Source organism: Breznakiella homolactica, from assembly GCF_016616095.2.
Lineage (GTDB): Bacteria > Spirochaetota > Spirochaetia > Treponematales > Breznakiellaceae > Breznakiella > Breznakiella homolactica.
The window spans coordinates 4146433-4171602 of sequence record NZ_CP067089.2 but is presented as its reverse complement, the minus strand read 5'-3'; the positions used below and the strand labels follow the sequence as shown (position 1 = coordinate 4171602).

Genomic DNA, 25170 nt, shown 5'->3' with positions numbered 1-25170 from the left:
TCCCGGGGCTTTTTATTGTTTACAGCGACGCGATATACTCCCGCAGAACCGTTATTACCCGGTCAATTACTTCCTTGTCTATGCCGTTATGGGTGACAAAGCGGTACTGGGTCCCCAGGTTTCCGTATACCGTAATTCCCCTGGAAGCCAAAAATTTGATAAAGGAATCCGCGGCGAATCCCGGGATTTCCGGGGTCCAGAATACCATGTTGATCTTGATCTGATCCATATCCGCGGTGATTCCGGGAATCGAATTGAGGGCTTCCCCGAGGTACCGGGCGTTTTCGTGGTCCTCATGGAGCCGCTTGGTCATTTTTTCCAGGGCCACAATACCGCAGGCCGCCAGAACACCGGCCTGGCGCATACCGCCGCCGAGGATTTTCCGGTTTACCCGGGCCCGGTGTATAAAGTCCCGGGGTCCGCAGAGCAGGGAACCCACGGGGGCGCAGAGGCCCTTGGACACGCAGAACATCACCGTATCGGCGCAGGCGGCGATATTTTTGGCGTCGGTTCCCAGCGCCAGGGCGGCGTTGAATATCCGGGCGCCGTCGAGATGCACCGCGAGGCCGAGATCCCAGGCTGCCTGGGCCGAAGCTTTCAGAATATCCAGGGGCACCACATTGCCGTCGCAGAGGGCGTTTTCCAGACAGAGCAGTTTCGTCCGGGGAAAATGGGGATCATCCGCCGGACGCATAAGGCGGCGGACATCTTCGGCATAAATAAAGGTATTGGGATTGTCCACCAGGGCGTACCCTACCCCGGAAATCCTCGCCGCGGCGCCGCCTTCGTAATGGATGATATGGCTCTGTATACCGGCGATGATCTCATTGCCCGGGGTGGTATGGGTCATGATACTGAGCTGGTTCCCCATGGTTCCGGAAGGAACAAACAGAGCCGCTTCCTTGCCCATCATTTGGGCGGCCAGGGCTTCCAGCCGGTTTATGGTGGGATCGTCTCCGTAGACATCGTCCCCCACTTCGGCCTCTTTCATGGCAATACGCATTTCCTCCGTGGGCTGGGTTACCGTATCGCTCCGCAAATCAATGATCTTTTCCATAAAAGCCACTCTCCCGATAGTTCCTTAAATTATGAAGAGTACCAGTATACCCTTCTTTGAAAAAAAACACTGTAAAACAGCTTACATTCGATGTATACTTTTATCCATGGCCGAGGATTTCACTGTCACAGGAACGTCGCCCTGGATTCATATTGACCTCTCCTACTGGGATGATCTTACCCGGGACAGACTGCCCCAGCTGTTCCGGAAAAAATCTTTCCTGTATCACCAGGACGAAATGCCGGAATACGTGTATATCATCAAATCCGGCCGGGTCCGGGTAACATCATACCGCTCGGAGGGCGAGGAAAAACAGCTCTATATCGCGGAACAGGGGGCCATGTGCGGCGAATTCGCCTGTATCCAGAACCATCCCCACGACGCTTCCGCGGTGGCCATCGTGGATTCCATGGTGTACTGTATTCCCTACCAGGTGGTGGAAAAACACATGCGCGGCGACTGGACCATGGCGCAGAAGGTCATGCGGGTTATCTGCCGGAAGAGCAATATTTTCCTCGGCCAGATTCTGGAACTGAGTTTTGACCAGTCCCTGCAGCGTGTCGCCCGGATACTCCTGGATATCGCGGCCCAGTACGGCGAAAAGCGCCCCGACGGAAGCGTCCTGATCACCATAAAATTCACCCACCAGGATATTGCCAGCATGATCAATACCAGCAGGGTAACCGCCAGCAATATCTTCAATGATTTCCTTGAAAAAGGCACCATCAGCCGGGAGAACGGGTACTACAGCCTGCGTGACCCGGGAGAGCTTGAGAGCCTCCTGGGGGAGCATTAACCGGTTTATAAAAACGCCTTCGGATTTATTCGAAGGCGTTTTCAGTATACCGGAATTATCCGGCGCTGCCGGTTTCCGCGCTGGAAGTTACATCCTCCTCTTCATCTTCCTCGCCGCCGTCGGCCATCAGGGTCCGGCCGTATCCGGTGATAATTGAGACAATCAGAATTACCAGGATTGCCCAGGGATAGAACTGCCCGAGAATAATCTCCCATGGCGAGACCGGGCTTGCCCCCGGCACGGGCGCCGTGGTGGCGCTGAGCATGACACCGATAACCACCGGGATCATATACGGAAGCAGATAGTTCAGTGTCGTTCCGGCGCAGTCCAGGAGGTTTGCCCGGCGGTACTTGTTGATACGGTATTTTTTACCGAGCTTGTTCGCCAGTTCACCGGTGCCGACGATGGCCGCCGTATTGAGCCCCGTGGCCATATTGAGCAGGATAACCATGGTCACGATGGCGGCTTCCGCGGAACGCACACCCACGATAAAGCGGTCCATGGATTTGAGGAGCAGGTCAATGCCGCCGCCTTCCTTGAGAACGCTGATCTGGGCGAACATCATCATGACGATGATGACCGTGGGAACCGCGCTCTGGATACCTTCGAGGATAATCCCGCCGGCGCCGAAGGGTTCGGGAACCGAAATTATATCCCCGAATCCGATGGTTCCGGTGGCCAGGGCAATGACGAGACCGGTGATAATGCCGTAGCTCAGAGCTTCCAGAAGGTGCCGTTTGAGTACACAGGCGGTAACGATAACCACCGGAATGAGCAGAAACAGCAGAGATGCGGGGTTAGTATTGCCTATCGCTATCATTTCATGGTTGACCACATGGCCCCGGGATCCCAGGATAAAATACAGGATCATCGAAATAACCGCCGCGGGGATAGAGTACTTCAGCCGGCTGCGTACGACGCCGCCGAGATCGGCACCCTGGGTCGATGCGGACGCGATGGTGGTATCCGAAACCGGGGAAAGGTTGTCGCCGAAGGCACCGCCGGAAATTATTGCGCCCATAAGCAGTCCAGGGGTTGCCCCCACGAGGTAGCCCACAGGATACAGAATAGGTCCGACCACGAAGATGGTTCCCACGGAAGTTCCCGTGGAGAAAGCCACGAGACAGGTCAGGAGGAACGTAGCGCCGACGAATTTATTCCCTACGAAATTTGCCTGCACCAGGTAATTGGCAAGGGTCGTGACCACACCGCTCCGGCTGAGCAGGGCGCCGCAGATACCGGCGTACACCACCGCCATGATCAGGATAGCGGCGATGTTGTCGGTAACGCCCTTAAGGATTGCGTCACAGTAGGCAACTTTGTCCTTTGCCAGAAAAATACACAGAATCAGGGGGAGCAGGAATACCACCCAGTATTCCGGAATATTCGCGTTGAGGACCGCGATGTAAATAAGCCCGGCGATGGCAAGAATGATCGGTACAAAAACCATTCCCTTGCCGCCGTAAAATTCCAGCTTTCTTTTTTCTTCCATAAAATTACCAACCCTCCTTTTTACGGTTCCGCTACTCCAGGGCAGCGACGGCTTCAATCTCGCAAAGTACGCCCCGGGGCAGCTGCTTTACCGCGACACAGCTGCGGGCCGGTTTTGACACAAAGTATTTTTCATATACCTTATTAAAAGCCGCAAAATCCCCCATATCCGCGAGGAAACAGGTTGTTTTGATTACCTTGGAAAAATCGATGTTATTCGCGGCAAGCACCGCGCCGAGATTTTTTAATACCTGTTCAGCCTGGGCGGTAACATCGCTGCCCACCACATCGCCGCTTACCGGATCCAGGGGTATCTGCCCCGATGTAAACAGCAGGTTCCCGTAACTGATGGCCTGGGAATACGGCCCGATAGCCGCGGGGGCCTTATCCGTATTCGTAATTTTGAGCATGATGAATTCCTCCAAAGAAAAAAATCTAGTACCCGGGATTGATCCGGGAGTTCATCAGACTTGTTCGATAACCTGGCTGGTTATCAAACAAGTCTTTTCATAGTTTAAACAGGGTTATACATCCATTATATTTTTTGATTTATTCTCAGCCGCGTCTTTTGCCATTTCAGCTTCGTACTGATCCTTGGGGATAAAAGTACGTCCCCATCCGCTGACACAGGCAAATACCATCACCGCCATGAGGGTCCAGCCGTGGAAGGCGAAGAGGCTCACCTGGAACACGGTAAAATCAACCGGCGCGCCGGAACCCGCGGCGAACATGAACGCCAGCATGGGAGCGAAGCTGTAGGGGATGAGACACATGGCCGCCCCGGAAACAGCGTCCAGGATGTTGGCGCTCCGGTCGCGGCTGATATGGTGTTTTTCCACCAGGGTCTTTTTCGCCACCGGCCCCAGCATGACGATAACCACCGTATTAGCCACGGTAAGCATGTTGAGGATAACATCGAGAACCAGGATGGTGAGCTCCGAACTGCGGGGAGATTTTGTAAAAGCCGACAGTTTGTCGATGAGCCAGCCGAAGAAACCGCCCTTGTCCAGAAGGTTGATCAATCCCATGAGCATGAACGCGAAGATGGCAATATCAACGAGACCCAGAATACCTTCGACAAGTACTCCGCCCACGGTGAAGTTATTAAGGTCGATAACCAGGATCCGCGCGGGATCGAGCAGACCCGTCACCAGGCTGAGCACCAAGGCGACGACACAGCTGAACATCAGCGCGATAATGAGGTGAGACCCGCGGTACATGAGGAAGATAAGAATAGCCGGGATCAGAAGCATGATGAGACCGTTGGGCTTCAGTTCTCCGAGGGACGCGGTATTAAAACTTCCCCCCGAACCGCTGCCGCCAAAGATAAAGAACAGAACCGCTGCTCCCGCGGCGGCTACCAGCGCGTATTTGAGGCGCGACCGGACGACATCGGCTACTTCTATTCCCTGGGAATAGGCGGAAGCGATGGTGGTATCCGAAACCGGGGCGATGTTGTCGCCGAAATACGCCGCCGACACAATGGCGCCGAGAAGAACCGCGCCGTTACAGCCGATGGCCGCTCCCACAGGGTAGAGAATCGGAGCGAGGGCGATTACCGTCCCCAGCGCCGTTCCGGTAGCAGTGGAAAGCGTACACCCAAGTACAAACACGAGGACCGGGAACAGGCGGGGACTGACATTGGCCTTTACACAGAGCCAGACGAGCCCGTTGATGAGTCCCGATTCCTTGAGGATCTGCGCCACAATACCGGCGAGGAACCAGGCCATCAGCATGATGGCGACCATTTCCGATGCCATACCTTTTACCAGCTCGTCGGCGCATTGCTTCGGGTTTTTCGCCAGGATAAGAGCCACCAGGATAGCCGCCAGAGTCGGTACCCAGAAGGCCATGGGAAGAGCGTTGCCGGTTAAAGCCAGAATTATTATTCCGATAAACAGAACGATGAAAGGAACAGCGGCGCCAAAAACGCCGCCTCTGAACTGCAGTACTCCGGACGCGTTTCCGTTGGATTTACTTTCTACTTTGTCTTCCATAACACAGACACCCCTTTAAAAACGTATTGGTTCCCGGCCTGATTTTACGCCGGGCTGAAATTCCGGGGACACACGCTGTGTGCCACAAGATCCGCCGCACCTATCAGATCGAATACGGGCAGGCCCGTTTCATCCCGTACCATACGGGAAAATGTAGCAAGGTTGCTGCATTCTATGAGCACAGCCCGGAGGTCCCCGTCCCGTTCCTGCAATTTCCGGCATGCCCGGCGAACATCCTGTTCCATTAATTCCGGCTTAAGGGCATGGCCGCCTTTTATAACTATTTCCTCAAAATGGGCTTCATCCTCCATACCCTGGATAACCAGGGGAATCTCCGGGGTCCACCCGGACTGGAGCAGATGAGCTTCCTTCAAAAGTTCTGAATGGCCGGTTATTATTCCGATTTTTCCTTTTTTACCTATCAGCTGCCAGATAAGCGGAATCTGGCAAAGGGAAGACGCCGCCGTAATGAGGCCGCTCTCCGCGGCCATGTCCCGCTGATAGAGCGACATGAGACCGCAGTCTCCGACAACCGCGGAGATTCCCTTTGCCTTGAGCGCCTCTATTGCGTTGAGCAGGTTTCTGCGGATCTGCGGCGAACCGTCGATAAGATCCGCGAAACCGCCCTCTACGATCTGGTAGCAGACCGGATACGGGAAGCTCAGGGCATTCCCGGCGTCCCCCGGGATACGGGGAGTGGTGGTTGAAAAAACCAAAATGCCGACATCCTGTCCGTAAAAGGGATACCCTGTGCGTATCATATCCGGCCTCCTTCTCAGATTGTTATAAACCGCTTACGCCTTCTTGTAATCCGGGGTACCCATTTCCGCGATGATCGGCTTGAGGGTATCCGCAAGGACGTCAATGTCTTTTTCCAGGTTGTAGTACTGGCAGGAAACCCGGAAGCCGCCCACGTAGTCGGTGAAGCGCTGGGCGATGAGCACCCGTTTGGCGTGGAGTTTCTTGAGCACCTCCAGATCCTTTTTGGTGTCGTTGTACAGCCTGAAGATAACGATACCGGCCCGCCGGTCCCGTTCCTTGTGGGTGATGATGGTGCCGCCCAGTTCTTCCATTTTCTTCATGCAGTAGTCGCCCAGGTCCAGGACGTGCTCTTCAATGTTTTTGATTCCCAGCTCATTGACGAGTCCCAGGGATTCGCCCAGGGCGATAGCGCCGGGATAGTTGGAAGTACCGCCGATTTCGAAGCGGCGGGCGGTTTTGATGAACTTCCAGTTGTTAACCGACTGTGAACCGGGATTTTCCCAATAGGCGCCCCAGCCTCCCGGGGGAACTTCACTGTTGAGGTAGCCCCAGAAAACAGGATCGATCTTGCCCAGCAGATCCTTGTTGATGTACATGACCCCGGTCCCGAAGGGCGAGTTGAGCCATTTGTGGCCGCCCGCGGTAAGGATGTCAACGTGGAAGCTCTTGGTATCCATGTTGCGGACACCCAGTTCCTGCACGGAGTCAACCACCAGGTAAATTCCCTTCTGCTTGCAGAAGTCGCCGATGGATTTAAGATCCATGCGCCAGCCGTTGCACCATTCCACGGAAGAAATAACGATCATCCGGGTCTTGTCGTCCGCTGCCTTGGCAAAGTCCTCCGCGGTGAAGCGGTTATCCGGCGCCTTGACAACCTTGATTTCAATCCCTTCTTTTTCGCGTTTGACGCACCAGGGAAGCGCGACCTGAATGAATTCCAGGTTGGTGGTGAGGATGTTTTCGCCGGGTTTGACTTCCAGGGAGGTCGCCGCGATGTTAAGTCCGTGGCTGGTGCTTTCCACCAGGGCGATTTCCTCGGGATCCGCGTTGAGAAGCTTAATCGCTTCCTCATAGGCCTTGTCCCGTTTATGGTCCATATTGATGTGGTGCGCGCTGGAGTTGACTTCATCATTGCGGGTGCAGTATTCAACAAAGTCATGCATAGCCTTGACGGTCCGCTGAGGGATAATACTGACGCAGGCAGCGTCCAGGAACGTCAGCTCCTCTTCCAGTGCCGGGAATTCTTTTTTTCTGAATTCAGCCCAATTAATACTCATGTCGTTCTCCTTCATTCTGATTTTCAGCGTTTTGCCGCTGATGGATTCTTCTTTTAAGGAAGGATATGGCCGGTCTGGTGTAATTTCTATAAAGCATTTTACATTTTTTGGGTTTTTTTTAAAAAAATGAAGTATTAGGGATTAAAAAAGTTAATTTTTTATCAACGGAGCCGCCGGCGGTCATAGGCACCCTGCGGTCTTCTTCCGTGAGCCCCAGGCAAACGGATAATTTCGCCCGGAAAGTACCGCCGCAATCCGCGCAGCATGGAAATCCGTTTTTCCCCTGCTATATTTAGACTATATAATCGCGGATACATACACACCAGGAGAAAACCATGAGCTACGATGATGTTTATCTTGAAAACATAGCGCTTCCCAAAGAGGCATTTGACAAGGCGAAGAAAGATTATGAATACCGATACGAAGCGGCGCCGGGTATCTACCGCGCGTTGTGGCACGTAACTGATAAGGACAAGCGCCCCGCGTTTATGCACGAGCTGGACGGGGCCGGGATCAAGCACGGCCTCACCATTAATTACGCCGACAAACGGATGAGCAAGATCAATAAAATCCTGAAAGATACCACCGGCATGGGCTGGAAAGATTACCTCCTGTCGGAGATTGACCGGAACCCCATTCTGGCCGAATCGGAACACGCCGTAATCTATGACTGGCATACCATCGCCGTGTACCTGTGGACAGGAAACGAGGAAGAAACCGCGGTGCTGCTGAGTGAAGCGTCCAAGGCCATCCGGAAGCTGACGGAAGGCAGCGCGGGAAAACTGAGTGACGAAATGCAGGCCGCGCTGGACCAAGGTGACGTTGAAGGCTACACGGAGCAGTTTGCTGAACTGACAGGAACCGGGAGCAAAAAAGAGATAGCCCTGGCTTTTGAAGGGGCCAAAACGCTGCTGAAAGCGGCTCCTGATCCCGGGCTGCTGGCGGCGATGGCCGCGGCGACGGTAAAGATCGGCACCAAGCCGCTGGAAGCCGCCGCGAAGGAACTTGCCCTCGCGGGGCAGACCGCGGAAGCGGATACTGCCTTTAACGATCGCTTTATTATGAATCTGCAGCGGTTTTACCAGGACGCCATGTACGCCGGCGACGACTGGAAGGCAGGCAAACAACTGGTCAAGCGCTATTACGGCAATATCAGCGAAGTGATGAAGATTTTCGGCTATAAAGTCAAAAAAATGGCTATCATGACAATAATTTTCCTGTTTTACAACGATGTAATTGAAGGTATAGGCTGGGACAGCTACATGGATGATGAGGATTACCGCGGGACCGAGTGGCCGTATACCGATACGGATTTAACGTTCTGGAAGAAGTTTGATCCGGACACGGTCACCGGTCTTACCACCGGCAAAGGCGGCTATAATCCGGACGGCGAAGATAGCGAAGATCATGAGGAGGCAGCAACATGAAATACTACGAACAGGATTCCAAGTTCTGGGCAATCACCGTAAACGGTGATTCCTTTACCGTACAGTTCGGCAAAACCGGGACCGCAGGCCAGACGCAGGAAAAAACCTTCGATGACGCGGAAACCGCGGCAAAGGAAGCGGAAAAGCTCATCAAATCCAAAACCAAAAAGGGCTACGCGGAGAAACCCGCCCCGGATTCACTGGCGGCCGCTGCCGCAAAACCGAAGGAAAAAGCCGCTCCCAAGGCGATGCCCGAAAGACCGAAACCGAAAGCTCAGGCCATCCCCGAACCGGGGCCGGATATCACCGACGGCGGCGAACGGAAGCGGTACAAAAAAAATGACATTGATTTTGACGATGATGACGATTTTGATTTGGAAAAAATGCGTACCCCCGAGGTAGTGGATGTAAAACCCCAGGCGGAGCGCGGGTCCGAACCGAAAGGGGATGCCCCCGCAGAAGCTGTAAATGCCGGTTTTGACAGCGAGGCCTTTAACGCGGCAAAGCAGGCCCTGAAAAAGGCCGTTAAGCGCGGCCGGGGAGAAAGCGCCGCGGTGCTTGTGGAGAACCTGAAAAAGGCAAACCCCACGGATGAGCAGCTCAGGGAGGTCTATACATCCGCGGTTACGCAAATGTTCGGCGATAATATCTATTACGTTTCCCAGCAGCATATCGATCTGCCGGTGCTCATGGCCGAGGACGGGGTGGACGCGGCGGCGATTTACAAAGAATTTACAGAATCGGACGATTACGATAAAGACGAAGTCAAGCCGCTCATGGACAGAATCGGCAAGGCGATTCTGAAAGCCGGAACAGCGCCGGAGCCCGGTACGCTGTCCGCGGCCATAGAAGAAGCCGTTACAAGCCTGTATAACGCCGCGGCGGACATCGCCATTAAGCAGATAAAAGAAGTGGTAGAAAATATCAGGGCTGGTAAACAGGAAAAAATTGAAGGAAAAAAACTTCCCGACGGCGAGGTGGGCTTTATGATCGACGCCTCGGACCCCGTGGCCATCTACACAGCCCTTGGAAGAGAACGCCTGATCCGCCAGGATTTTGACAAGATAGACGATGTTAAAGGGCCCGTTATCAAGCGCTACCTGACGCCCGTGATACGGCCCAAGCTTGAAAAGCTCATGGATGAAGGTTTCTTTGACGATATCGCCAACGGCTACCTCTGGATCGGCCTCTATTCGGATTCGGAACCCATCGTCGAGCGCCGGCTGGATGAGAAAAAGCTTGCGGAAAAAGCAAAGGAAGTGGAAGCGGATCTCAAAATGCTTGAGGAGACGGAGGATTTTGCCTCCACAGCCGAGCTGTACGACAAAACCGTCCGGCTGTACCTCAACCCCAACGGCATTATCGCGGATAAAGACACAGACCGCATGCTTGCGCTTATCAAGCGATTCCTTTACTCCGGCGAGGAGCAGGCTGAGGAGTTAAGCCGCGATCTGCTCAATAAATTCGACGGCCTCGATTACGGCAAGTGGCGCCACACCTTCGTCAGCTACATCTGGGACAACATGGACTTCCAATGGGCCAGAGACGCCATGGGCCGTCTCGCGGAAAGCCATGATTACGGGCCTGCCCGTGAGACCCTGCGCGTCTGGAACGGCGGCGCGCCCGCAGCCGCCGATACTGACGGCGGTTCCGGTGAAACCGGCGGCATTGATTACGAAGAGGTATACGGCTACGGCGGCGCTTCCCGTATGGCAAAGCACCGGGACACCTTTACCGAGGGGGATGTTTTTATTGAAACCGATACAATCATCGCCCGCGCCGGCGCCAACGGCTATATTCACCTCCGCTTCAAAAAGGAATCCGAACAGGGGTATTCCGATGCCCTCGATTGGCTCATAGGTCTCATGAAAAAGGGCTATTCCAAAGTTCATGACGGCTATGATTTTTACGTCTACTTCCTCGCGGAGCCCGTGTTTTTTGAGGAAATGCGCGGTCTGATGGACGAGTATCTCTGGCCCGCCAACGATTCCCACGCCTTCTTCTGCAAAGCCGTACGCTACCCCGCCCTGCGGGACAAGGTGGCGGAATTTGCCCGCCTCACCCTGAATGAGTACGACCGCTACCTCAACCTGGACGGGGAATACTCCACCGTGGCGGGGACCTTCGCCGCCGCCGCGGTGAGCATGGCCGATGTAAAATACATGGACACGGCGATTCAATACGCCCTTGAGACCGACGGCGAGCACGAACAGATGGCCGCCTATTTTTCCGATATCCTTGAAAGCCGCTGGGGCGTGACGCCTGAGACCGCCCCGGCGATCGCGCTTTTAAAGATGAGCTACGACCACGATGACCTGGGTCTGTCCGACGATTTCTGGAAGTACCCGCAGAACCTTGAGGCCGTGACGGAGTACTTCTCCGGCGCAACCATGCACCATAAATCCCACCGGATCGTGCGCCTGGCCAACAATATCTTCGGCGACGCCGAGGACAGTCTCAAAAAGCTGAAAAAGCTCTTCAAGGAATTCGATGATCCGAAAGCCAAGGAGATTTACGCCGGCTTCCACAACCTCGTGCTGGAGGCCCTTGAGGAGGAAGATGGGGACGAATTCGGAAAACCCATAGACTACAAGGCCCCCGCGCCGAAGGAGGAAAGGATTTCCATATCGAAGTTCAAAGACCTGCCGGAAAACCCGCCCTGCCTCATCACCCCGGCGGAGGCGAAAAAGCGCGGCTTCAGGGACGACGAGTTTGACAACGAGGATGACGCCGGCTGGTGCGCCGCGGTCTTCGCGCCGGTGATCATCACAGATCCGTATGTGTACGATTTTTTTGAAAGCAACCGCGAGGACCGGTCCAATACCAGCCACCTCTGCTACACAATATTCAACCCCGACCTGATTTACACCTTCAGAAAGAAAGTCGCCATGGATATGCGCGGCGCGCCCTACCAGTTCGGCATGATGGTCTTCGACAAAAAGGAGGCAACCATCCTCTACGGCCTGTACGATTATCTTAAGGTTGTCGGCAAGGTCGGCGGAAAGAAGCTTGACCGGACCAGGCTTGAGGAACTGCGGGACGAATTTCTGTACCCCCTTGATCCCGAAACATACACGGGAAGCCCCGTCAGTGATAAGAACAACCCCGCCATAAAGCTTATGGACGAAGCCCGGGGGGCGATATTTGACGACCGGTATCTGCGGGCGGTTCTCAAGCTTGAACGCATCAAGCCGGAGGACGGCGAGGTCTACGACGCGTCCCTGATCGTCATGGCGGCGCTGATGCGGAAAAAAGGCGACAACGCGGCATTAAAGAAAATCTACGAAACCGCCGCCGCCCGCATGCCGCGGCACAAAGCCTATTGGGATGAAAAGCAGAAAGCACTGTAGGATTGTAACCCGGGTCGGCAATACGCCGGCCTGGGGCGGAACAGCCGGCGCTGCTTCCATAACGAAACTGTACCCGGCCATCTCGCATAATACCTATAACCGCCATTAAAAAAACGTTCCCCTGCCGGGAGGTATTTCCTCCCCATCCGCACGGTACCCGTACCGTACCCGAAACGTACCTCTTCCCCGTAAACGGCTCCGCGGCGGGCAGGAAACACGGATTTACCGCGTTTTTAATAACAGCCGTTATATTAAAGGTCCCGATGGGGCATGGTAGGATAGTTTCCGGAGACGGCTTTTGCCGTGGTATCCTTAAGGCGGCGGGATAGGTAATGTGCCGGGTCTCCGGTAGTATTTGGACTTATTATTATAGCCGGCATTGGCTGTAAGGACGTAGGAGAAACACCTCCGGGGGCAGTGAGGTCTGCTGATTCTCTTACTGCCGCAACCAAACGATAATACATTTCCGGCAGAGGATGTTTCCAAACTATGCACAGAAGATGCAGATACAATAGATGCCATCTTCAATGAACTGGAAGAACAAAGGCATCTTCATATAGAAAGCTGATTGTCATCCGTAACGCCTATGGCACCGGATGTACGCCTCACGTCCCAAAGCTGCGCCCGTAATCCCGTATAAATAGCGGCTTCAAAATGCCTTAATCGTCACACACTACCCCGGCATATTCCGTTTTCGATTAAGCGTTCGCAGGACGCGCAGCCGCCCCCAAAAGGAGCAAATATGCGCATGTTTGCATTGCTGGCCGGTAGTTAGAAAGGCCTCATGATACACTGCGCAACCGCCACAATAATCGTCAATTCAAATGAATCGCTCTGCAAAGCCGTATCCATGCCTTTATACATCTCCACAAGGGTTTCAGTGGGAGTCAGCATGAGGGAGGTATCGAACAGTTCCGGGAGCATCAAATTAGGTGGTCCCGGCTACTTTATGTGTGATTTATTGCAAAAAGTTGTTGACCCTTGAGTATACTCCAGTGTTATGGTAAAGAAAAACATAATAGAAGGAGAGGCCGGAATGGGATGGACGGTAAAGCAAATGGCGGAGAAAACCGGTTTTGCCATAGATTCACTGCGTTACTATGACAAACTCGGTATCGTGTCCCCCGAACGCAAAGAGAACGGCTATCGGTACTACAGCGAAAGAGATTATGTGCTATTACAATTCGTGACGGTGATGAAGTATGCCAATTTCACTTTAAGCGAAATCAAAACAGTGACTTCAACACTGTTTGATGAACCAAGTGCCGAATGTAACCGTATCAACCGGGATTTGCTTTCCTATAAGCGAACCGAATTAGGCGAAGCAGTCAGGAATTTCAAAAACATTGTCAAACTCATTGATACGGTGCTGCCTATGCTGCATGACGTAAACGCCTTTGTGGAAAATGCAAATGAGTTGCAGGGGTTTGTTGGGAACATCTATGACGACATTAAAAAAACAGGGTGGACATTATTAAAGTAATGGAGGAAAGAAATGAAGACAACCGGTAAGAAAAAGCTGTCCAAAGGAGCGAAAATTATCCTCTCCATCATTGGAGTCGTTGTCGTCGGGGCGCTGGCGTTCGGTATTAACTACTACATCACTTTTTTGAACTATGAAAAGGATGTTGCGGCGATACAAGTGCAAGATGTTGATTTGAACACCATTGCGGATGGTGAGTATTTTGGTGATTGCAATGTGGATTTAGTCCGAGCCAGGGTTAGAGTCGTAGTCGAGAACCACGTTATCACGGAGCTTGAATTGGTGGAGCACTACAATGACCGTGGGGCCGCCGCTGATGCGCTGCCGGCCAGAATCCTCGAAGAACAGCGCGTTAATGTTGATGCTGTGTCCGGCGCTACCGCGTCCAGCAATGTAATCCGCGAGGCCGTCTATAACGCACTTACCGGTGAGAGAACCATCAGAAAGGATTAACGCTGTAAGGTAAGCGATATTGTTTGCCAAATTATAGCGGCAGGGGAGGTTTTGGTGACTGTGAAGTCTTGTCCTCGGTGGTGTTACCGGAAAGTTTAAGGGAAATCGATGAAAATGCCTTCAAACATTCCATTTCATTGTCTTCCGTTTTTATCCCCCGGGGGGTCACAAAACTGGTCCCTGTACGCCGATTATATCGTAAGCCAGTAACAGCAGATATATATAGAAAAAGGCCCTTCCTCTTTTGGATGGGCCTTTTACGTATCGCTTATTTTATTCTACAGATGGAGAGCCCCGGCCGCCGGGTTAATCGAAAATCTTTCCGGGGTTCATGATATTGTTCGGGTCCCAGGCACGCTTTATGGCCTTCATGAGATCCAGTTCCACCGGGTCGATGAGCTCCTTGAGAAAAGTCTTGCGTTTGAGGCCGATGCCGTGCTCGCCGCTGATTTTGCCTCCCAGTTTTTCCGTGATTTCGTACAGTTCCTCCAGACATTGGACTTCATTTTTCTTCCATTCCTCCATACTCATATCCGGGTCTTTGACCAGGGTGGCGTGGAGGTTGCCGTCCCCGGCGTGGCCGTAGCAGGGAATCTGGACCCGGTATTTTTTTCCCAGCTTCTCAAGTTCGGGGATTATCTCGGGAATCCGCGACGGGGGAACCACGATATCCTCAAGGCTCTGCACGGGGCTGAAAACCTTGAAGGCTTCGGCGATGTTGCGCCGGACATTCCAGATACGTTCGATATTGTTGCGATCTTCCGCAACGTAGACTTCGATGGCGCCTTTTTCCTCACAGAGCCTGCCGATATCGATAAGGTCCATTTCAATCTGGTCCGGATTGGTTCCGTCCAGTTCAATGAGCAGCATGGCTCCGGCCTTTTCATAGGGAAGGCTTTCGTTGAGGTACCGGCAGCTGGTTATGATCGAAAGCTGGTCCATAAACTCAATGCTTGTGGGCGTAAGACCTTTGGAAAGAATCACCGGCACCAGGTCGATGGCTTCCTTTGGGGTTTTGAAAAGCACCAGAAGATCGGATTTCGCCGCCGGATATCCGATGAGCTTGATGATGGCCTTGGTGACAATCCCCAGGGTTCCCTCGGAACCGACCACCAGGGATTTGAGATCGTACCCGCTGACATCCTTGGACAGTTTGCCTCCGAGGTTGACGATATCCCCCGTGGGGGTAACAAGTTCCAGCCCCAGGACGTACCGGCCGGTAACTCCGTATTTAACGGCTTTGCCGCCCCCGGCGTTTTCCGCGATGTTGCCGCCGATGACACAGGTCTGGAGACTCATGGGGTACCCGGCGAAAAAGAGACCTTCATCCTGAACCGTCTGGGCCAGATCGTTGGTGACCATGCCGGCTTCGACCACGGCCACCATGTTTTCCTTGTCCAGTTCCAGAAGCCTGTTCATCTTTTCCAGGGAAACCACGATACCGCCGAGCTGCGGTATGGCGCCGCCGGAAAGGCCCGACCCCGCGCCCCGGGGAGTTACGGGAATGCGTTCCCGGTTAGCGAGCTTAACCACCTGGGCAACCTGCTCTGCGGTCAGAGGGAAGACAACGGCTTCGGGCATGTGGCCGTACTCCGCTGCGTCGGTTTCGTCGTGGGAATAGGCTTCAATTTTTTCTTCGTCCACCAGGACATTCCCGCTTCCCAGGATTCCCCTGAGTTCTTCCGCTATCTTGGGGGTGACCGGAGCGTACTGTGTATCTGATACCGGCGCCATATTACTGATCCTCCCTTTTCCGCTGGTCAAGCCGTTTCTGTATCGCCGGCACCACCTGGAACGCGTCTCCGACAATGCCGAAATCCGCCAGCTTATGGAGCGCCGCGTCGGGATCGGAATTGATTGAAACGATAAGCTCACTGGTTTTAATCCCCGCTAAATGCTGGATAGCCCCGGAAATACCGATGCCCACATAGAGTTTGGGGGAAATGGTTTTTCCGCTTAACCCGATCTGATGGGGATACCCCATCCATCCGCGGTCCACCGCTTCCCGGGTCGCACCCACGGCGCCGCCCAGGGTATCGGCGAGCTTCCGGATCATACCGAAGTTTTCAGCCTTTTTAAGGCCCCGGCCGCCGGCGATCACAATATCCGCCTCCTCCAGGTTGACGAAATCCTCCGCGTCCTTCCGGTAGCCCGTTACCTGGACCCGCTGATCCAGGAGGGTTTCGTCCAGGGGAATCTTCGTGATTGTCCCGGTCCGGGAAGCATCCCGGGCAAGAGGACGGGACGATTTGGGGCGGACCGTGGCCATTTGGGGCCGGTGGTCCGGTGTTTTTATGGTAGCCATGATATTGCCGCCGATGGCGGGCCTCGTCTGGAGCAGATTCCCGGTTCCTTCCTCGATATCGAGTTCCGTACAGTCCGCGGTCAATCCCGCGTGGGCCTTGACCGCCGTATACGGCATGAGGGTCCGGCCCGAGGACGTAGCCGCCGCCAGCAGAATTGACGGTTTATGTTCATCGATAAGCCGCCCCAGAACTTTGGCGTAGGTTTCACACACAAAATGGGACAGTTTCGGGTCCTGTACGGCATACACCTTGTCGGCGCCCCGTTCGATCAGTTCCCGCAGCCGGGATTCATCCACACCGTCGCCGATGAGCACCGACACGAGGGGAACTTTTAGCTTGTCCGCCAGAGCCCTCCCCCGGGAAAGGAGCTCAAAGGAAACAGCCTTCAGCTGGCCGTTGTGCTGTTCAGCCAGGGTCCACACTTCATTCATACCGCTGTCTCCTTACAAAATGCCTTTTTCTTCAAGAAAGACCACAAACTCGTCCGCCGCCGCGTTGAGAGATTCGTCATCCCCGGCCTGGACAATCTTTCCGCTCCGGGTGACTTTAGGGGTATTGATCCTGACGACCTTGGTGGGAGACCCCTTGAGGCCGAGAAAATCCGGGTTTAGGTCCATATTTTCACTGGTGAATACGGGTATTTCCATGTCCCGGGACCGGATTTTACCCTTAAGGGTCGGCAGCCGGGGAACGGCGATTTCCTTTACCACCGTTATAAGGCAGGGGAAGGGCATGGAAAGCATCTGGTACCCCTCCTCCACCAGACGTTCCAGGTAAATCCGGGAATCCTTGACTTCTGAAATCTTCGATACATAGGTTGCAACCGGAACATCGAGCCACGCGGCGATAGCCGGTCCCACCTGTGCGGTGTCGCCGTCGGTGGCCCGCTCCCCGGCGATGATCAGGTCGAAATCCCCCAGTTTACGGATCGCCTGAGACAGGGTGTATGACGTCGCCCAGGTATCGGCGCCGCCGAATTTCCTGTCCGAAATGAGCACCCCATGGTCGCAGCCCATGGCTACCGCTTCCTTGAGGACCTTCATTGCCTGGGGCGGCCCCATGGAAATGGCGGTCAGCTCCGCGCCGCAGCTTTCTTTGAGGCGGATGGCCGTCTCCAGGGCGTATAAATCCAGAGGATTTACCACACTTTCAAGGCCCGAACGGATGACCGTTCCGGTTTCCGGGTCCATTTTGACATTGCTGCTCTCGGGGACCTGTTTGATGGGTATGAGTATCTTCAAGGATTACCTCCTTATATAAGGTTTGGTATACTATATTTTACCGTTTACCGCGGATTTTCCGCCCGGTTTTATCCAATCTAAAACTTTTTTTCACATATTTATAATTAACATACTTTTTAGAATAAGGCAATGAAAATTTTTTTCATTTTTTAGAATTATTCCGGCGTTTTTTGGACACGGAAGGGCCCCGGGATTTGGATTGTCATTATACTATTCTTTTTCTGAAACCTTCATAACCGTTTACCGCGGTTTTATCCGCCACTGGTATATCAAAGCTTTCTTCTATCTTTTTTACGGCTTCTTCCGCTCTGCCGTAATTATACGTATCAAAACATTCATACGCATTTAAGGCATTATCATATATGTCAATCGAAAATCGTTCCCAATCAAAAAACGCGTGCCGCCGCAAAATAATAGTTCGTATATCTTCAGTTTTTATCTCTTCTTTCCGGTCGTGTTCTTCAATGAGAAAAATCCTATTTTTCCTGTCGAGAATTACCGTTTTGCTGTTCGTAAAGACATATTCCAATATTCTGTAATGGAAGGAATCTTCATGTGTCTGTTTCGCGGTCAGAAAATACAGAAGGGCACCACATATTTTTAACAGAGCCTCAATAAAAATATTTTTTCTCCATGTATTCTCTTCCATCAGATACTGGAGCGGCTGGCCGTTTTCCATGATACGGCTATGATACTATCAAGTTTGATATACGTCCACTTTTTCATGACTGCCGGAATAATAATCTTATCCGGCAAAAGCTCATTTTATTAGAGTTCTTTTTCCTTCTCGGTAATTAATTCTTTAAAACTCTCTTTTACTCTGGCAAACATTTTCAGTCCCAAAAAAAGAAGCATAATAAGAAAAAATATTATTCCGTAAGACAATACATTTTCCTGAATAAAAAGAATTACTATAAATGCGGTTAAACATAAATACGTTAGCGGCACTCTAAGTTTAAGAATATACTTCCCGTTTTTTACTTTTACTGAATAGATACATAATGGAAAAATCTGTTTGGGATGAAGTTTTAACTCAGTCTTTAATCTTAAAAAATATTCGTTGTTTTTGTGAATATTTATCACGATATCTTTATATTCGATTTCTTCATTTAATGTATCAAATAACATCCCAGTACATGATTTAATTCTTTCAAAATAGACAGGTATACTCATTTTATAAAAAAATACGGCAAATGTATGCTGCCCTATTGTTTCCATAATATCAACAATAACAAGCAGGATTACTGTTATCAAACCAATAATATCAAGTATATTCATATTTCCTTATCAAACTTTTTCCATGTTTATTTTTGTTCCGGACATTTGTTATGTATCGTTTGTCTGCAAAATCAACGTATCAATTCCAGCAGATCTTTGATATTTTTTATTTCATATCCCGCGTTATTGATTTCTCCGAACCCGTATTTTGCGTATATAAATGGAATATTATTACCCTTGCTTGCCTCAAAATCCCACTGTGTATCACCCACATATACGGGCGATTTTAATTTATACTCCGTGATGATCATTTTTATATTTTCTTTTTTTGCCTGGCCTGTCTCTCCGGAACTTTTATATCCGGTAAATATTTTCTCCAGGCTTTTTTTCTCAATGAAGTTTTCTATATACCCTTTCAGACAATTACTTACGATAAAAAGTTTCTTGTGACTGCGCAGCTTTTGTAATGTGGCTCTTACATTCGGGAAAAGCCTTCCCCCAATAGTCTGCATATATTGAGGTTCATTTTTTTGATATTGTTTTATTACCCTTTCGTAATCCTTTTCTTTTATAAAGGTAAAATATTCTGTTAACACAACATCTAATGGTGATCCGGATATTTTCCTGATTAATTTCCTGCCGATTGTATTTTTATATCCGCATTCTTCAAATGATTTATTCCACGCCTGCGCGCACGCGATGGTTGCGTCCCACAGCGTTCCGTCCAAATCAAATAGTATACTGTCAATACCTTTATCAGCTAAATTTTTCATACTGAAACTTTATACTATTTTCGTTTTTTAACTAATAGGGGCTTCTGCGGTAAGATCATCCGGCAAGCTTTTTTTGTAAAGGATTATGGAACTAATGACATCGGCGCAGAATATAAACTGAAGGAAACCATGTATAACCGACGCTTTTTTGGATATTTTCTTTTCAAGAAAACCTCGTATCACACCGGCTAACCCAATTAACCCGCTTAAGAAGACAGCCATGATGTCCAGAACCATTAAGACAACCGATATCCCCATGGTAAATATGGTAGAAAGCAGCAGCAGCCCGGCTAAAAAAATAAGTACGTAGGCCGGAATTTGTATTAATTTGATTTTCATATTTATCCGCAGTAATTCCTGTGCGTTTTGTTTTTTCACGATGCATTTGATAAAGACCGTAATCGAAGAGGCTAATGCGGCAATATACATAACAATCAATACTAATAAAAGGATTAGGCCATTGTTATTAAAAAGCTTTTTAATAATAAAACTATTAGTAAATATCAATACTAAAGATAATAGTATCAAATATGGGAAAATTATTACCAAAAATAAATGCTTATAAATACTTTTTGGTGTCATTTTATCCTCAAAAAAACCACTGCTACCATAGCACGGAATGAGAAAATTGCATACAACTAATTTTTTGGCAGGTACTGCACTGCCGCCAAGCCGACCCAGCCGGAGGCGCGACCGCGGATGCCCGAGGGTATACACAGCGCTGATTGCGACAACATTTTTATTGGATTTTTCCGTCTATTACTTTCATATACAACAGTTCTTCCAATATAACGTCTATATTCAGGTCCGTATTTAGACATCATCGCCTAAATAAATAATCATAGTAAGTTGATTTATTCCTGAAATTTAAATGAATGAAAAACTTCAAGAAATTGCTCGGTGGTTACAAAATTTATATCATTAAACAACAGTGACTGAACAACTATTCCTTGATTTACTTTGCAGTAAAAATTGATCATTATGTATCGGTATTCTTTCCCAAAGTCCGATGTCGGATTTTGTATAAATACTGTTGAACCAAAGTCACCATTAAATTCCGCCTTAACGTCTGAATCATTAAAATTGGAAATTCCCATTTCTTCATAACCTGCAACATTCCAAATAATTGGCAAAACAAGAAAACTATATGGGATCTTAAGTTTTTGCTGATCTGATTCTGATCCTTGTTGCTTAAAAAATGCATATCGTATTTGATATGTATTATTTTTATCAGTAAATGTATAATATGAATCCAATTGTTCCGATTCCGGATTATCAATTAATAACATATGCGGATATTGCAAAATATCGACATCAAATTCTTCTGGTAAAAATGGAATATCCATTATTTCAGCTGATACCATTGTAGAAATTACCGTCACCATAATAAATAAAAAATATTTCTTCATTCTTCTATCCTTTATCATCATATCTCTGTCCCCGCGCCGGCTGCGTCGTACGGCTTGCAACGCCAGGCCTCTGATTCTCAAAAACCAGTTGGAATAATAGCGTTTATGCACGTATCATTCCATCTTGAACCAAGATACACTTCTAAAATCTCTATCTCAATTATTTTTGATTTATTTTCAAAGCCCAACACCAGGCTTTGATACTGCGGGGTATCCTCAATTTCAAAATCCCTATATTCATCATATCCTATATTGTATACTCTGATCTTTTTTATTCTATTGTTATACCCGTATAAATACGGTTTGCTGTAATCTGCATAACCATTTAGTATTTCCAAACTATATAATCCGAATAGTAAATCATGGTTGTACTCGATTCGTATTCTTTCACCTGTTCCGTTTCCGGAGACTCCTTCCACCCAAGGAGTAAGAATGTTTGTGTTGAGAATATTGCCCGCGGAATACGTTGTCTCTCCTTCTGTCAATTCAGATGTCGCGGCAGCGGTACATTCATTTAGAAAATAATACCAGATACCGTTTTTCTCCCCGGGCAATTTTTTCTCCCATTGCTTGTCCGGTGTAATTAAATTTTATATAAGTCATATTATCGATTGCTTCCCACTCAACTGAATACGTTTCTTTTATCGGTGGATCAAAATTGTAATTATCAATAGTAAAATCCGTATCAGTTAATCTCAGAGATATATCCGCTTCACCGACACTGATTTTTATACTGTATAAATTGAAAGAAATTATAAACAGAAAAAGCCAGCAGTATATGATCGTTTTCATGGGTTCCCTTTAGTACCGTTTAAAAAAACGCCTGGTAACTATTAATACATAGTATATCAAAATATAGTGCCGGTCTTCTGTTTATAGACGAAAACTGGAAAATTCTGTATACTAGAATCTCATTCAGGCAGAATCGGCGTCCCAGGGCGCCTTCTATACAACGGATGGTACCGGATGCGGTATATCCTTCAACCCTTTAATAAGAGAGGATCGCATGATACGAGGCGGAGATATCGCCAAAGGGACCTGTCTGCTTCAGAAAGGTCAGCCCTATATTGTAACGGAACGGGAATTCGTCAGCCCCGGGAAAGGAACAGCCTTTGCCAGGGTAAAAATGAAGAGCATCAAGGATGGGTCCGTGCTCAGCCTGACCATTCCGACCCAGCAGGAAGTGGAAGACGCCCAGGTGGATGTCCATACCTGCCAGTACCAGTACGCGGATCAGGAAAACTACCATTTCATGGACAACGAAACCTTTGACCAGTACGAGGTTCCCATTTCGGATATGCCCGACAAAAAGTTCTACCTCAAGGACGGCGACAATTACGAAGTGACTATTTGGGAAGGCAAGGTTATCGATATCAAGATCCCCTACAAGGTTATCTTTACCGTGGCGGAAAGTGAGAATTACGTAAAGGGCGATACGGTTTCCGGAGCCACCAAACCGATTGTCACCGAAACGGGCCTCACCGTCCGGGTGCCCCTGTTCATCAAGCAGGATGAAAGAATCCTGGTCAACACCGAAACCAATGAATACGTGGAACGGGTAAACAACTAGAAAAAACGGGTTGTTTTCCCCGACGTACAATCGGGCCGCCTCCGGGCGGCCTTCCTTTATTCCGCAGGTATGAAAAGAATAAACGATCCGTTCATCCAGGCATACGGCACAAAGCAGGTTCCTTTCCGGTTCAGGGGAAGGGATTTCCGGTTTGACCTTTCCCATGGCTTGTTCAGCTCCGCGGATATCGATACGGGCACCAAGTTTCTTCTCAAGGTATTGTCCCGGCAATGGGACAGCGATCTGCGGGAAGGCCGGCCCCTCCCCCGCTCGGTGCTCGACGCGGGATGCGGGACCGGTGTCATGGGAATATGCGCCGCCAAGGTTCTCGCGGAGGAGCCGCGCCGGGAAGCGGCGGAAGGACCGCCTTTTGTCAGGGCTCAGGACCGGGATGAGCTTGCCCGGGGTTTCACCGAGGCGAATGCCCGGCTGAACGGAATTCCCCCATCGCTGCTGAGCGCCCATACGGAACCGCTCCTATCAGGGCCTCCGGGAATTTCCTGGGATCTGATCATGTCCAATATACCGGCAAAAGCCGGAACCCCAATCCTGGAAGATTTTGCTGGCAGAGCCGCGGCGATGCTGAGCCCGAACGGCAGGGTCCTCATTGTGGCGGTGAATCCCCTGGCGGAACTGTTCCGCTCCCGGATACGGGAAGAAAGTTTTACCGTATACCATGATGAAACAGGAAAGGACCATACTGTTTTTATGTACGGCCGCGCCGGAACCGCGGGAGCCCGCCACGGAAAAACCGGTACGCCGCCGGCAGAAACGGGCTTCCTTTCAGCAAATCCCGAATACCTGCGGGGCCGCGGGGAATACCGGATTGAAGATATTTCCTACCGGATCACAGCTATCCATGGGGTTCCGGATTTCGATACCCCGGGCAGCGGGGTCCAGACGGCGGCGAAACTGGTAACCAAGCTGAACATAGCCAAATATTTTTCTCTTCCGGGTCCGGCGTCGGATAACGCGATCCTCGTCCATGAACCGGACCAGGGCCATTTTCCGGTCTGGCTGTCCGCGTACCTTGGCCGCGGAACGGAGCCGGGACTCCGGTTCGTTTTGTCCGGCAGGAATATTCTTGCCCTGGAAGCGTCCCGGCTAAACCTCAGGGCGGCATCGGAAAATTTTCCGGCGGCGGCCGAAGAGCCTGCCCTTGTACCGGCGGCGGATCTGCTCCTGGCCCGGGACCGGCTGCTGGAGATCCTTGCCGGGGATATACCGGGGCGCCCCGGGGCACAGCGGTACGGATTTATCGCGGCTTTTCCGGAAACCGTTCCCAGAACCGACCGGTTCGGGGCCTGCTGGGAGGCCCTGGAATCGCTTCTCGCGCCCGGCGGCATCGCCGTACTTGCCCTTCCTTCCACGGAAGCCGACCGGTTCGAGCGGAAGAAGATACCGGGTTTTACCCGGATGGGGGATTTAAAAAAACACGGATTCAGGGCGCTTGCATACCGGCGCGCCGCCCCGGAGAACTAGCATGTACCGCCGGCGGTCACGCTAAAAACACTTCCCGGTTTTTTCCCGGACACAGCTGTCCTGGGCGCACCGGTAGCAGACTTCATGGGGAAGCTCATTCTTTTCAAAAAAATCACGGATATTGTTCATGGTGGTTTCGGCGATAGCTCCCAGGGCTTCCCTGGTTAAAAACGCCTGGTGGCTGGTGATGAGTACATTGGGAAAGGTCATCAGCCGGGCTAGGACATCATCCTGGATAACTTCCCCGGAATGGTCCTCAAAAAAATACTCATCCTCTTCTTCATACACATCAAGCCCGGCGCCGCCGATTTTATTTTTCTTGATGGCTTCAATCAGGGCTTTCGTATCGATAAGCGCGCCCCTGCCGGTGTTGATAATGACGGCCCCGGGTTTCATGGAATCGAGGACCGTTCCGTTTACCATGTGGTAATTCTCGGGAGTCAGAGGACAGTGGAGGCTCACCACATCGGCGGAACGGAACAGTTCATCCCGCCCGGTATAGGTGACGCCGTTTTTTTGAGCCCATTCGCCGTTGGGATAGGGATCGGAAGCCAGGACATCCATACCGAATCCCCGCAGGATCTCCGCGGCGACCTGGCCGATTTTGCCGGTGCCGATAATTCCGGCGGTTTTTCCGTACAGATCAAAGCCGACCAGTCCGTTGAGGGAAAAATTTCCGTCCCTGATCCGGGAATAGGCTTTATGGGTTTTCCTGTTAAGGGTAAGCAGGAGGGATACGGCGTATTCCGCCACCGCGTGGGGCGAATACGCGGGGACCCGGACAACGTGTATTTTCTCATACACCGCTTTAAGATCGATGTTGTTGTATCCGGCGCACCTGAGGGCAATCAGTTTCGTGCCGCCGCGGTACAGAATATCCGCGGTTTGGGCATCAACGGAATCGTTGACGAAAATACAGACCCCGTCGTATCCGGCGGCCAGGGCCGCGGAATCCGGCCCGAGGCGCATGGGAAAATACTTCACATCCGCGGGATAGTTCCCGGTAATCCGCTGAAAATACTCCTGGTCATAGGGCTTTGTGTCGAAAAACGCAATTTTAACCCGGTCCATAAAAGCT

At 51.0% G+C, this 25170-nt stretch carries 26 protein-coding genes; 8 read left to right on the top strand and 18 right to left on the bottom strand.

Annotation, left to right across the window (positions count from 1 at the left end):
• Nucleotides 1-19 precede the first annotated feature (19 nt).
• Complete coding sequence (locus tag JFL75_RS18710) at nucleotides 20-1057, bottom strand: GntG family PLP-dependent aldolase (protein WP_215628191.1); 1038 nt, start codon at nucleotides 1055-1057, stop codon at nucleotides 20-22.
• 106 nt (nucleotides 1058-1163) lie between these two features.
• On the opposite strand from JFL75_RS18710, the gene JFL75_RS18705 reads away from it, so the two are divergent.
• The gene (locus tag JFL75_RS18705; RefSeq protein WP_215628190.1) at nucleotides 1164-1853 is read left to right on the top strand and encodes a Crp/Fnr family transcriptional regulator; all 690 of its coding nucleotides are present in this window, start codon (nucleotides 1164-1166) and stop codon (nucleotides 1851-1853) included.
• A 55-nt stretch (nucleotides 1854-1908) separates the two neighbouring features.
• On the opposite strand, the gene JFL75_RS18700 is transcribed toward JFL75_RS18705, so the two are convergent.
• The 5 genes from JFL75_RS18700 to JFL75_RS18680 form a co-directional block, all read right to left on the bottom strand.
• Entirely contained in the window at nucleotides 1909-3345 is a 1437-nt protein-coding gene (locus tag JFL75_RS18700) for a Na+/H+ antiporter NhaC family protein (protein ID WP_215628189.1), read from the bottom strand.
• A gap of 31 nt (nucleotides 3346-3376) precedes the next feature.
• Nucleotides 3377-3754, bottom strand: coding sequence for a RidA family protein (locus JFL75_RS18695; protein ID WP_215628188.1), 378 nt, complete (start codon nucleotides 3752-3754; stop codon nucleotides 3377-3379).
• Nucleotides 3755-3868: 114 nt separating this feature from the next.
• Nucleotides 3869-5341 carry a Na+/H+ antiporter NhaC family protein gene (locus JFL75_RS18690; protein WP_215628187.1) on the bottom strand — a complete coding sequence of 491 codons (1473 nt, stop codon included), beginning with the start codon at nucleotides 5339-5341 and terminating at the stop codon, nucleotides 3869-3871.
• A gap of 44 nt (nucleotides 5342-5385) precedes the next feature.
• Complete coding sequence (locus JFL75_RS18685; RefSeq protein ID WP_215628186.1) at nucleotides 5386-6102, bottom strand: aspartate/glutamate racemase family protein; 717 nt, start codon at nucleotides 6100-6102, stop codon at nucleotides 5386-5388.
• 33 nt (nucleotides 6103-6135) lie between these two features.
• Nucleotides 6136-7380 carry an aminotransferase class V-fold PLP-dependent enzyme gene (locus JFL75_RS18680; RefSeq protein WP_215628185.1) on the bottom strand — a complete coding sequence of 415 codons (1245 nt, stop codon included), beginning with the start codon at nucleotides 7378-7380 and terminating at the stop codon, nucleotides 6136-6138.
• Between the two features lie 335 nt (nucleotides 7381-7715).
• On the opposite strand from JFL75_RS18680, the gene JFL75_RS18675 reads away from it, so the two are divergent.
• Both JFL75_RS18675 and JFL75_RS18670 read left to right on the top strand, forming a co-directional pair.
• A complete protein-coding gene (locus JFL75_RS18675; protein WP_215628184.1) occupies nucleotides 7716-8807 on the top strand; it encodes a hypothetical protein in 1092 nt (363 codons plus the stop codon).
• A complete protein-coding gene (locus JFL75_RS18670) occupies nucleotides 8804-12157 on the top strand; it encodes a WGR domain-containing protein (protein ID WP_215628183.1) in 3354 nt (1117 codons plus the stop codon). Before JFL75_RS18675 ends, JFL75_RS18670 begins: the two co-directional genes overlap by 4 nt.
• A 771-nt stretch (nucleotides 12158-12928) precedes the next feature.
• Here the strand turns inward: JFL75_RS18670 and JFL75_RS18665 are convergent.
• Nucleotides 12929-13081 carry a hypothetical protein gene (locus tag JFL75_RS18665; RefSeq protein WP_215628182.1) on the bottom strand — a complete coding sequence of 51 codons (153 nt, stop codon included), beginning with the start codon at nucleotides 13079-13081 and terminating at the stop codon, nucleotides 12929-12931.
• 76 nt (nucleotides 13082-13157) lie between these two features.
• On the opposite strand from JFL75_RS18665, the gene JFL75_RS18660 reads away from it, so the two are divergent.
• The 3 genes from JFL75_RS18660 to JFL75_RS21000 are packed head-to-tail and all read left to right on the top strand — an operon-like array spanning nucleotide 13158 to nucleotide 14428.
• Entirely contained in the window at nucleotides 13158-13640 is a 483-nt protein-coding gene (locus tag JFL75_RS18660) for a MerR family transcriptional regulator (RefSeq protein ID WP_215628181.1), read from the top strand.
• Nucleotides 13641-13652: 12 nt separating this feature from the next.
• Nucleotides 13653-14093, top strand: a complete 441-nt coding sequence (locus JFL75_RS18655; protein ID WP_215628180.1) for an FMN-binding protein — start codon at nucleotides 13653-13655, stop codon at nucleotides 14091-14093.
• 23 nt (nucleotides 14094-14116) lie between these two features.
• The gene (locus tag JFL75_RS21000) at nucleotides 14117-14428 is read left to right on the top strand and encodes a leucine-rich repeat protein (RefSeq protein ID WP_215628179.1); all 312 of its coding nucleotides are present in this window, start codon (nucleotides 14117-14119) and stop codon (nucleotides 14426-14428) included.
• On the opposite strand, the gene JFL75_RS18645 is transcribed toward JFL75_RS21000, so the two are convergent.
• The 10 genes from JFL75_RS18645 to JFL75_RS18600 form a co-directional block, all read right to left on the bottom strand.
• Nucleotides 14400-15827 carry an FAD-binding oxidoreductase gene (locus JFL75_RS18645; protein ID WP_215628178.1) on the bottom strand — a complete coding sequence of 476 codons (1428 nt, stop codon included), beginning with the start codon at nucleotides 15825-15827 and terminating at the stop codon, nucleotides 14400-14402. The two genes, JFL75_RS21000 and JFL75_RS18645, sit on opposite strands and share 29 nt — an antisense overlap.
• A 1-nt stretch (nucleotide 15828) precedes the next feature.
• The gene (locus JFL75_RS18640) at nucleotides 15829-16830 is read right to left on the bottom strand and encodes an electron transfer flavoprotein subunit alpha/FixB family protein (protein WP_215628177.1); all 1002 of its coding nucleotides are present in this window, start codon (nucleotides 16828-16830) and stop codon (nucleotides 15829-15831) included.
• A 12-nt stretch (nucleotides 16831-16842) separates the two neighbouring features.
• Nucleotides 16843-17640 (bottom strand): electron transfer flavoprotein subunit beta/FixA family protein, encoded by a 798-nt coding sequence (locus tag JFL75_RS18635; protein ID WP_215628176.1) that lies wholly within the window; start codon nucleotides 17638-17640, stop codon nucleotides 16843-16845.
• A 205-nt stretch (nucleotides 17641-17845) separates the two neighbouring features.
• The gene (locus JFL75_RS18630) at nucleotides 17846-18319 is read right to left on the bottom strand and encodes a hypothetical protein (protein ID WP_215628175.1); all 474 of its coding nucleotides are present in this window, start codon (nucleotides 18317-18319) and stop codon (nucleotides 17846-17848) included.
• Between the two features lie 89 nt (nucleotides 18320-18408).
• Nucleotides 18409-18918, bottom strand: coding sequence for a hypothetical protein (locus tag JFL75_RS18625; RefSeq protein ID WP_215628174.1), 510 nt, complete (start codon nucleotides 18916-18918; stop codon nucleotides 18409-18411).
• A gap of 71 nt (nucleotides 18919-18989) precedes the next feature.
• Entirely contained in the window at nucleotides 18990-19631 is a 642-nt protein-coding gene (locus tag JFL75_RS18620; protein ID WP_215628173.1) for an HAD family hydrolase, read from the bottom strand.
• Between the two features lie 27 nt (nucleotides 19632-19658).
• On the bottom strand, nucleotides 19659-20213 hold the full coding sequence (locus JFL75_RS21015; protein ID WP_490337724.1) for a DUF6652 family protein: 555 nt from the start codon (nucleotides 20211-20213) through the stop codon (nucleotides 19659-19661).
• A gap of 272 nt (nucleotides 20214-20485) precedes the next feature.
• Nucleotides 20486-21040, bottom strand: a complete 555-nt coding sequence (locus JFL75_RS18610; protein ID WP_215628171.1) for a hypothetical protein — start codon at nucleotides 21038-21040, stop codon at nucleotides 20486-20488.
• 77 nt (nucleotides 21041-21117) lie between these two features.
• The gene (locus JFL75_RS18605; protein ID WP_215628170.1) at nucleotides 21118-21594 is read right to left on the bottom strand and encodes an NADase-type glycan-binding domain-containing protein; all 477 of its coding nucleotides are present in this window, start codon (nucleotides 21592-21594) and stop codon (nucleotides 21118-21120) included.
• Nucleotides 21551-21832 carry a hypothetical protein gene (locus JFL75_RS18600; protein WP_215628169.1) on the bottom strand — a complete coding sequence of 94 codons (282 nt, stop codon included), beginning with the start codon at nucleotides 21830-21832 and terminating at the stop codon, nucleotides 21551-21553. The genes JFL75_RS18605 and JFL75_RS18600 overlap by 44 nt, the downstream gene beginning before the upstream one ends.
• Before the next feature lie 214 nt (nucleotides 21833-22046).
• Here JFL75_RS18600 and efp point away from each other — a divergent pair, with 214 nt between their 5' ends.
• Complete coding sequence (efp, locus tag JFL75_RS18595; protein ID WP_215628168.1) at nucleotides 22047-22610, top strand: elongation factor P; 564 nt, start codon at nucleotides 22047-22049, stop codon at nucleotides 22608-22610.
• 69 nt (nucleotides 22611-22679) lie between these two features.
• Nucleotides 22680-24092, top strand: a complete 1413-nt coding sequence (locus JFL75_RS18590) for a methyltransferase (RefSeq protein ID WP_215628167.1) — start codon at nucleotides 22680-22682, stop codon at nucleotides 24090-24092.
• A gap of 21 nt (nucleotides 24093-24113) precedes the next feature.
• Here the strand turns inward: JFL75_RS18590 and JFL75_RS18585 are convergent, their stop codons facing one another.
• Nucleotides 24114-25163 (bottom strand): 2-hydroxyacid dehydrogenase, encoded by a 1050-nt coding sequence (locus JFL75_RS18585; protein ID WP_215628166.1) that lies wholly within the window; start codon nucleotides 25161-25163, stop codon nucleotides 24114-24116.
• Nucleotides 25164-25170: the final 7 nt, after the last annotated feature.

Excerpts from the sequence above, each read along its gene's own strand:
- JFL75_RS18620 (WP_215628173.1), bottom strand. The coding sequence starts at position 19,631 with ATGAAAAATTTAGCTGATAAAGGTATTGACAGTATACTATTTGATTTG.
- JFL75_RS18675 (WP_215628184.1), top strand. The coding sequence starts at position 7,716 with ATGAGCTACGATGATGTTTATCTTGAAAACATAGCGCTTCCCAAAGAG.
- JFL75_RS18610 (WP_215628171.1), bottom strand. The coding sequence starts at position 21,040 with ATGAAGAAATATTTTTTATTTATTATGGTGACGGTAATTTCTACAATG.
- JFL75_RS18690 (WP_215628187.1), bottom strand. The coding sequence starts at position 5,341 with ATGGAAGACAAAGTAGAAAGTAAATCCAACGGAAACGCGTCCGGAGTA.
- JFL75_RS18585 (WP_215628166.1), bottom strand. The coding sequence starts at position 25,163 with ATGGACCGGGTTAAAATTGCGTTTTTCGACACAAAGCCCTATGACCAG.
- JFL75_RS18630 (WP_215628175.1), bottom strand. The coding sequence starts at position 18,319 with ATGGAAAACGGCCAGCCGCTCCAGTATCTGATGGAAGAGAATACATGG.
- JFL75_RS18660 (WP_215628181.1), top strand. The coding sequence starts at position 13,158 with ATGGTAAAGAAAAACATAATAGAAGGAGAGGCCGGAATGGGATGGACG.
- JFL75_RS18695 (WP_215628188.1), bottom strand. The coding sequence starts at position 3,754 with ATGCTCAAAATTACGAATACGGATAAGGCCCCCGCGGCTATCGGGCCG.
- JFL75_RS18625 (WP_215628174.1), bottom strand. The coding sequence starts at position 18,918 with ATGAATATACTTGATATTATTGGTTTGATAACAGTAATCCTGCTTGTT.
- JFL75_RS18685 (WP_215628186.1), bottom strand. The coding sequence starts at position 6,102 with ATGATACGCACAGGGTATCCCTTTTACGGACAGGATGTCGGCATTTTG.
- JFL75_RS18640 (WP_215628177.1), bottom strand. The coding sequence starts at position 16,830 with ATGAATGAAGTGTGGACCCTGGCTGAACAGCACAACGGCCAGCTGAAG.
- JFL75_RS18600 (WP_215628169.1), bottom strand. The coding sequence starts at position 21,832 with ATGAAAACGATCATATACTGCTGGCTTTTTCTGTTTATAATTTCTTTC.
- JFL75_RS18590 (WP_215628167.1), top strand. The coding sequence starts at position 22,680 with ATGAAAAGAATAAACGATCCGTTCATCCAGGCATACGGCACAAAGCAG.
- JFL75_RS18705 (WP_215628190.1), top strand. The coding sequence starts at position 1,164 with ATGGCCGAGGATTTCACTGTCACAGGAACGTCGCCCTGGATTCATATT.
- JFL75_RS18700 (WP_215628189.1), bottom strand. The coding sequence starts at position 3,345 with ATGGAAGAAAAAAGAAAGCTGGAATTTTACGGCGGCAAGGGAATGGTT.
- JFL75_RS21015 (WP_490337724.1), bottom strand. The coding sequence starts at position 20,213 with ATGACACCAAAAAGTATTTATAAGCATTTATTTTTGGTAATAATTTTC.
- efp (WP_215628168.1), top strand. The coding sequence starts at position 22,047 with ATGATACGAGGCGGAGATATCGCCAAAGGGACCTGTCTGCTTCAGAAA.
- JFL75_RS18670 (WP_215628183.1), top strand. The coding sequence starts at position 8,804 with ATGAAATACTACGAACAGGATTCCAAGTTCTGGGCAATCACCGTAAAC.
- JFL75_RS18710 (WP_215628191.1), bottom strand. The coding sequence starts at position 1,057 with ATGGAAAAGATCATTGATTTGCGGAGCGATACGGTAACCCAGCCCACG.
- JFL75_RS18645 (WP_215628178.1), bottom strand. The coding sequence starts at position 15,827 with ATGGCGCCGGTATCAGATACACAGTACGCTCCGGTCACCCCCAAGATA.
- JFL75_RS18655 (WP_215628180.1), top strand. The coding sequence starts at position 13,653 with ATGAAGACAACCGGTAAGAAAAAGCTGTCCAAAGGAGCGAAAATTATC.
- JFL75_RS18680 (WP_215628185.1), bottom strand. The coding sequence starts at position 7,380 with ATGAGTATTAATTGGGCTGAATTCAGAAAAAAAGAATTCCCGGCACTG.
- JFL75_RS18665 (WP_215628182.1), bottom strand. The coding sequence starts at position 13,081 with ATGCTCCCGGAACTGTTCGATACCTCCCTCATGCTGACTCCCACTGAA.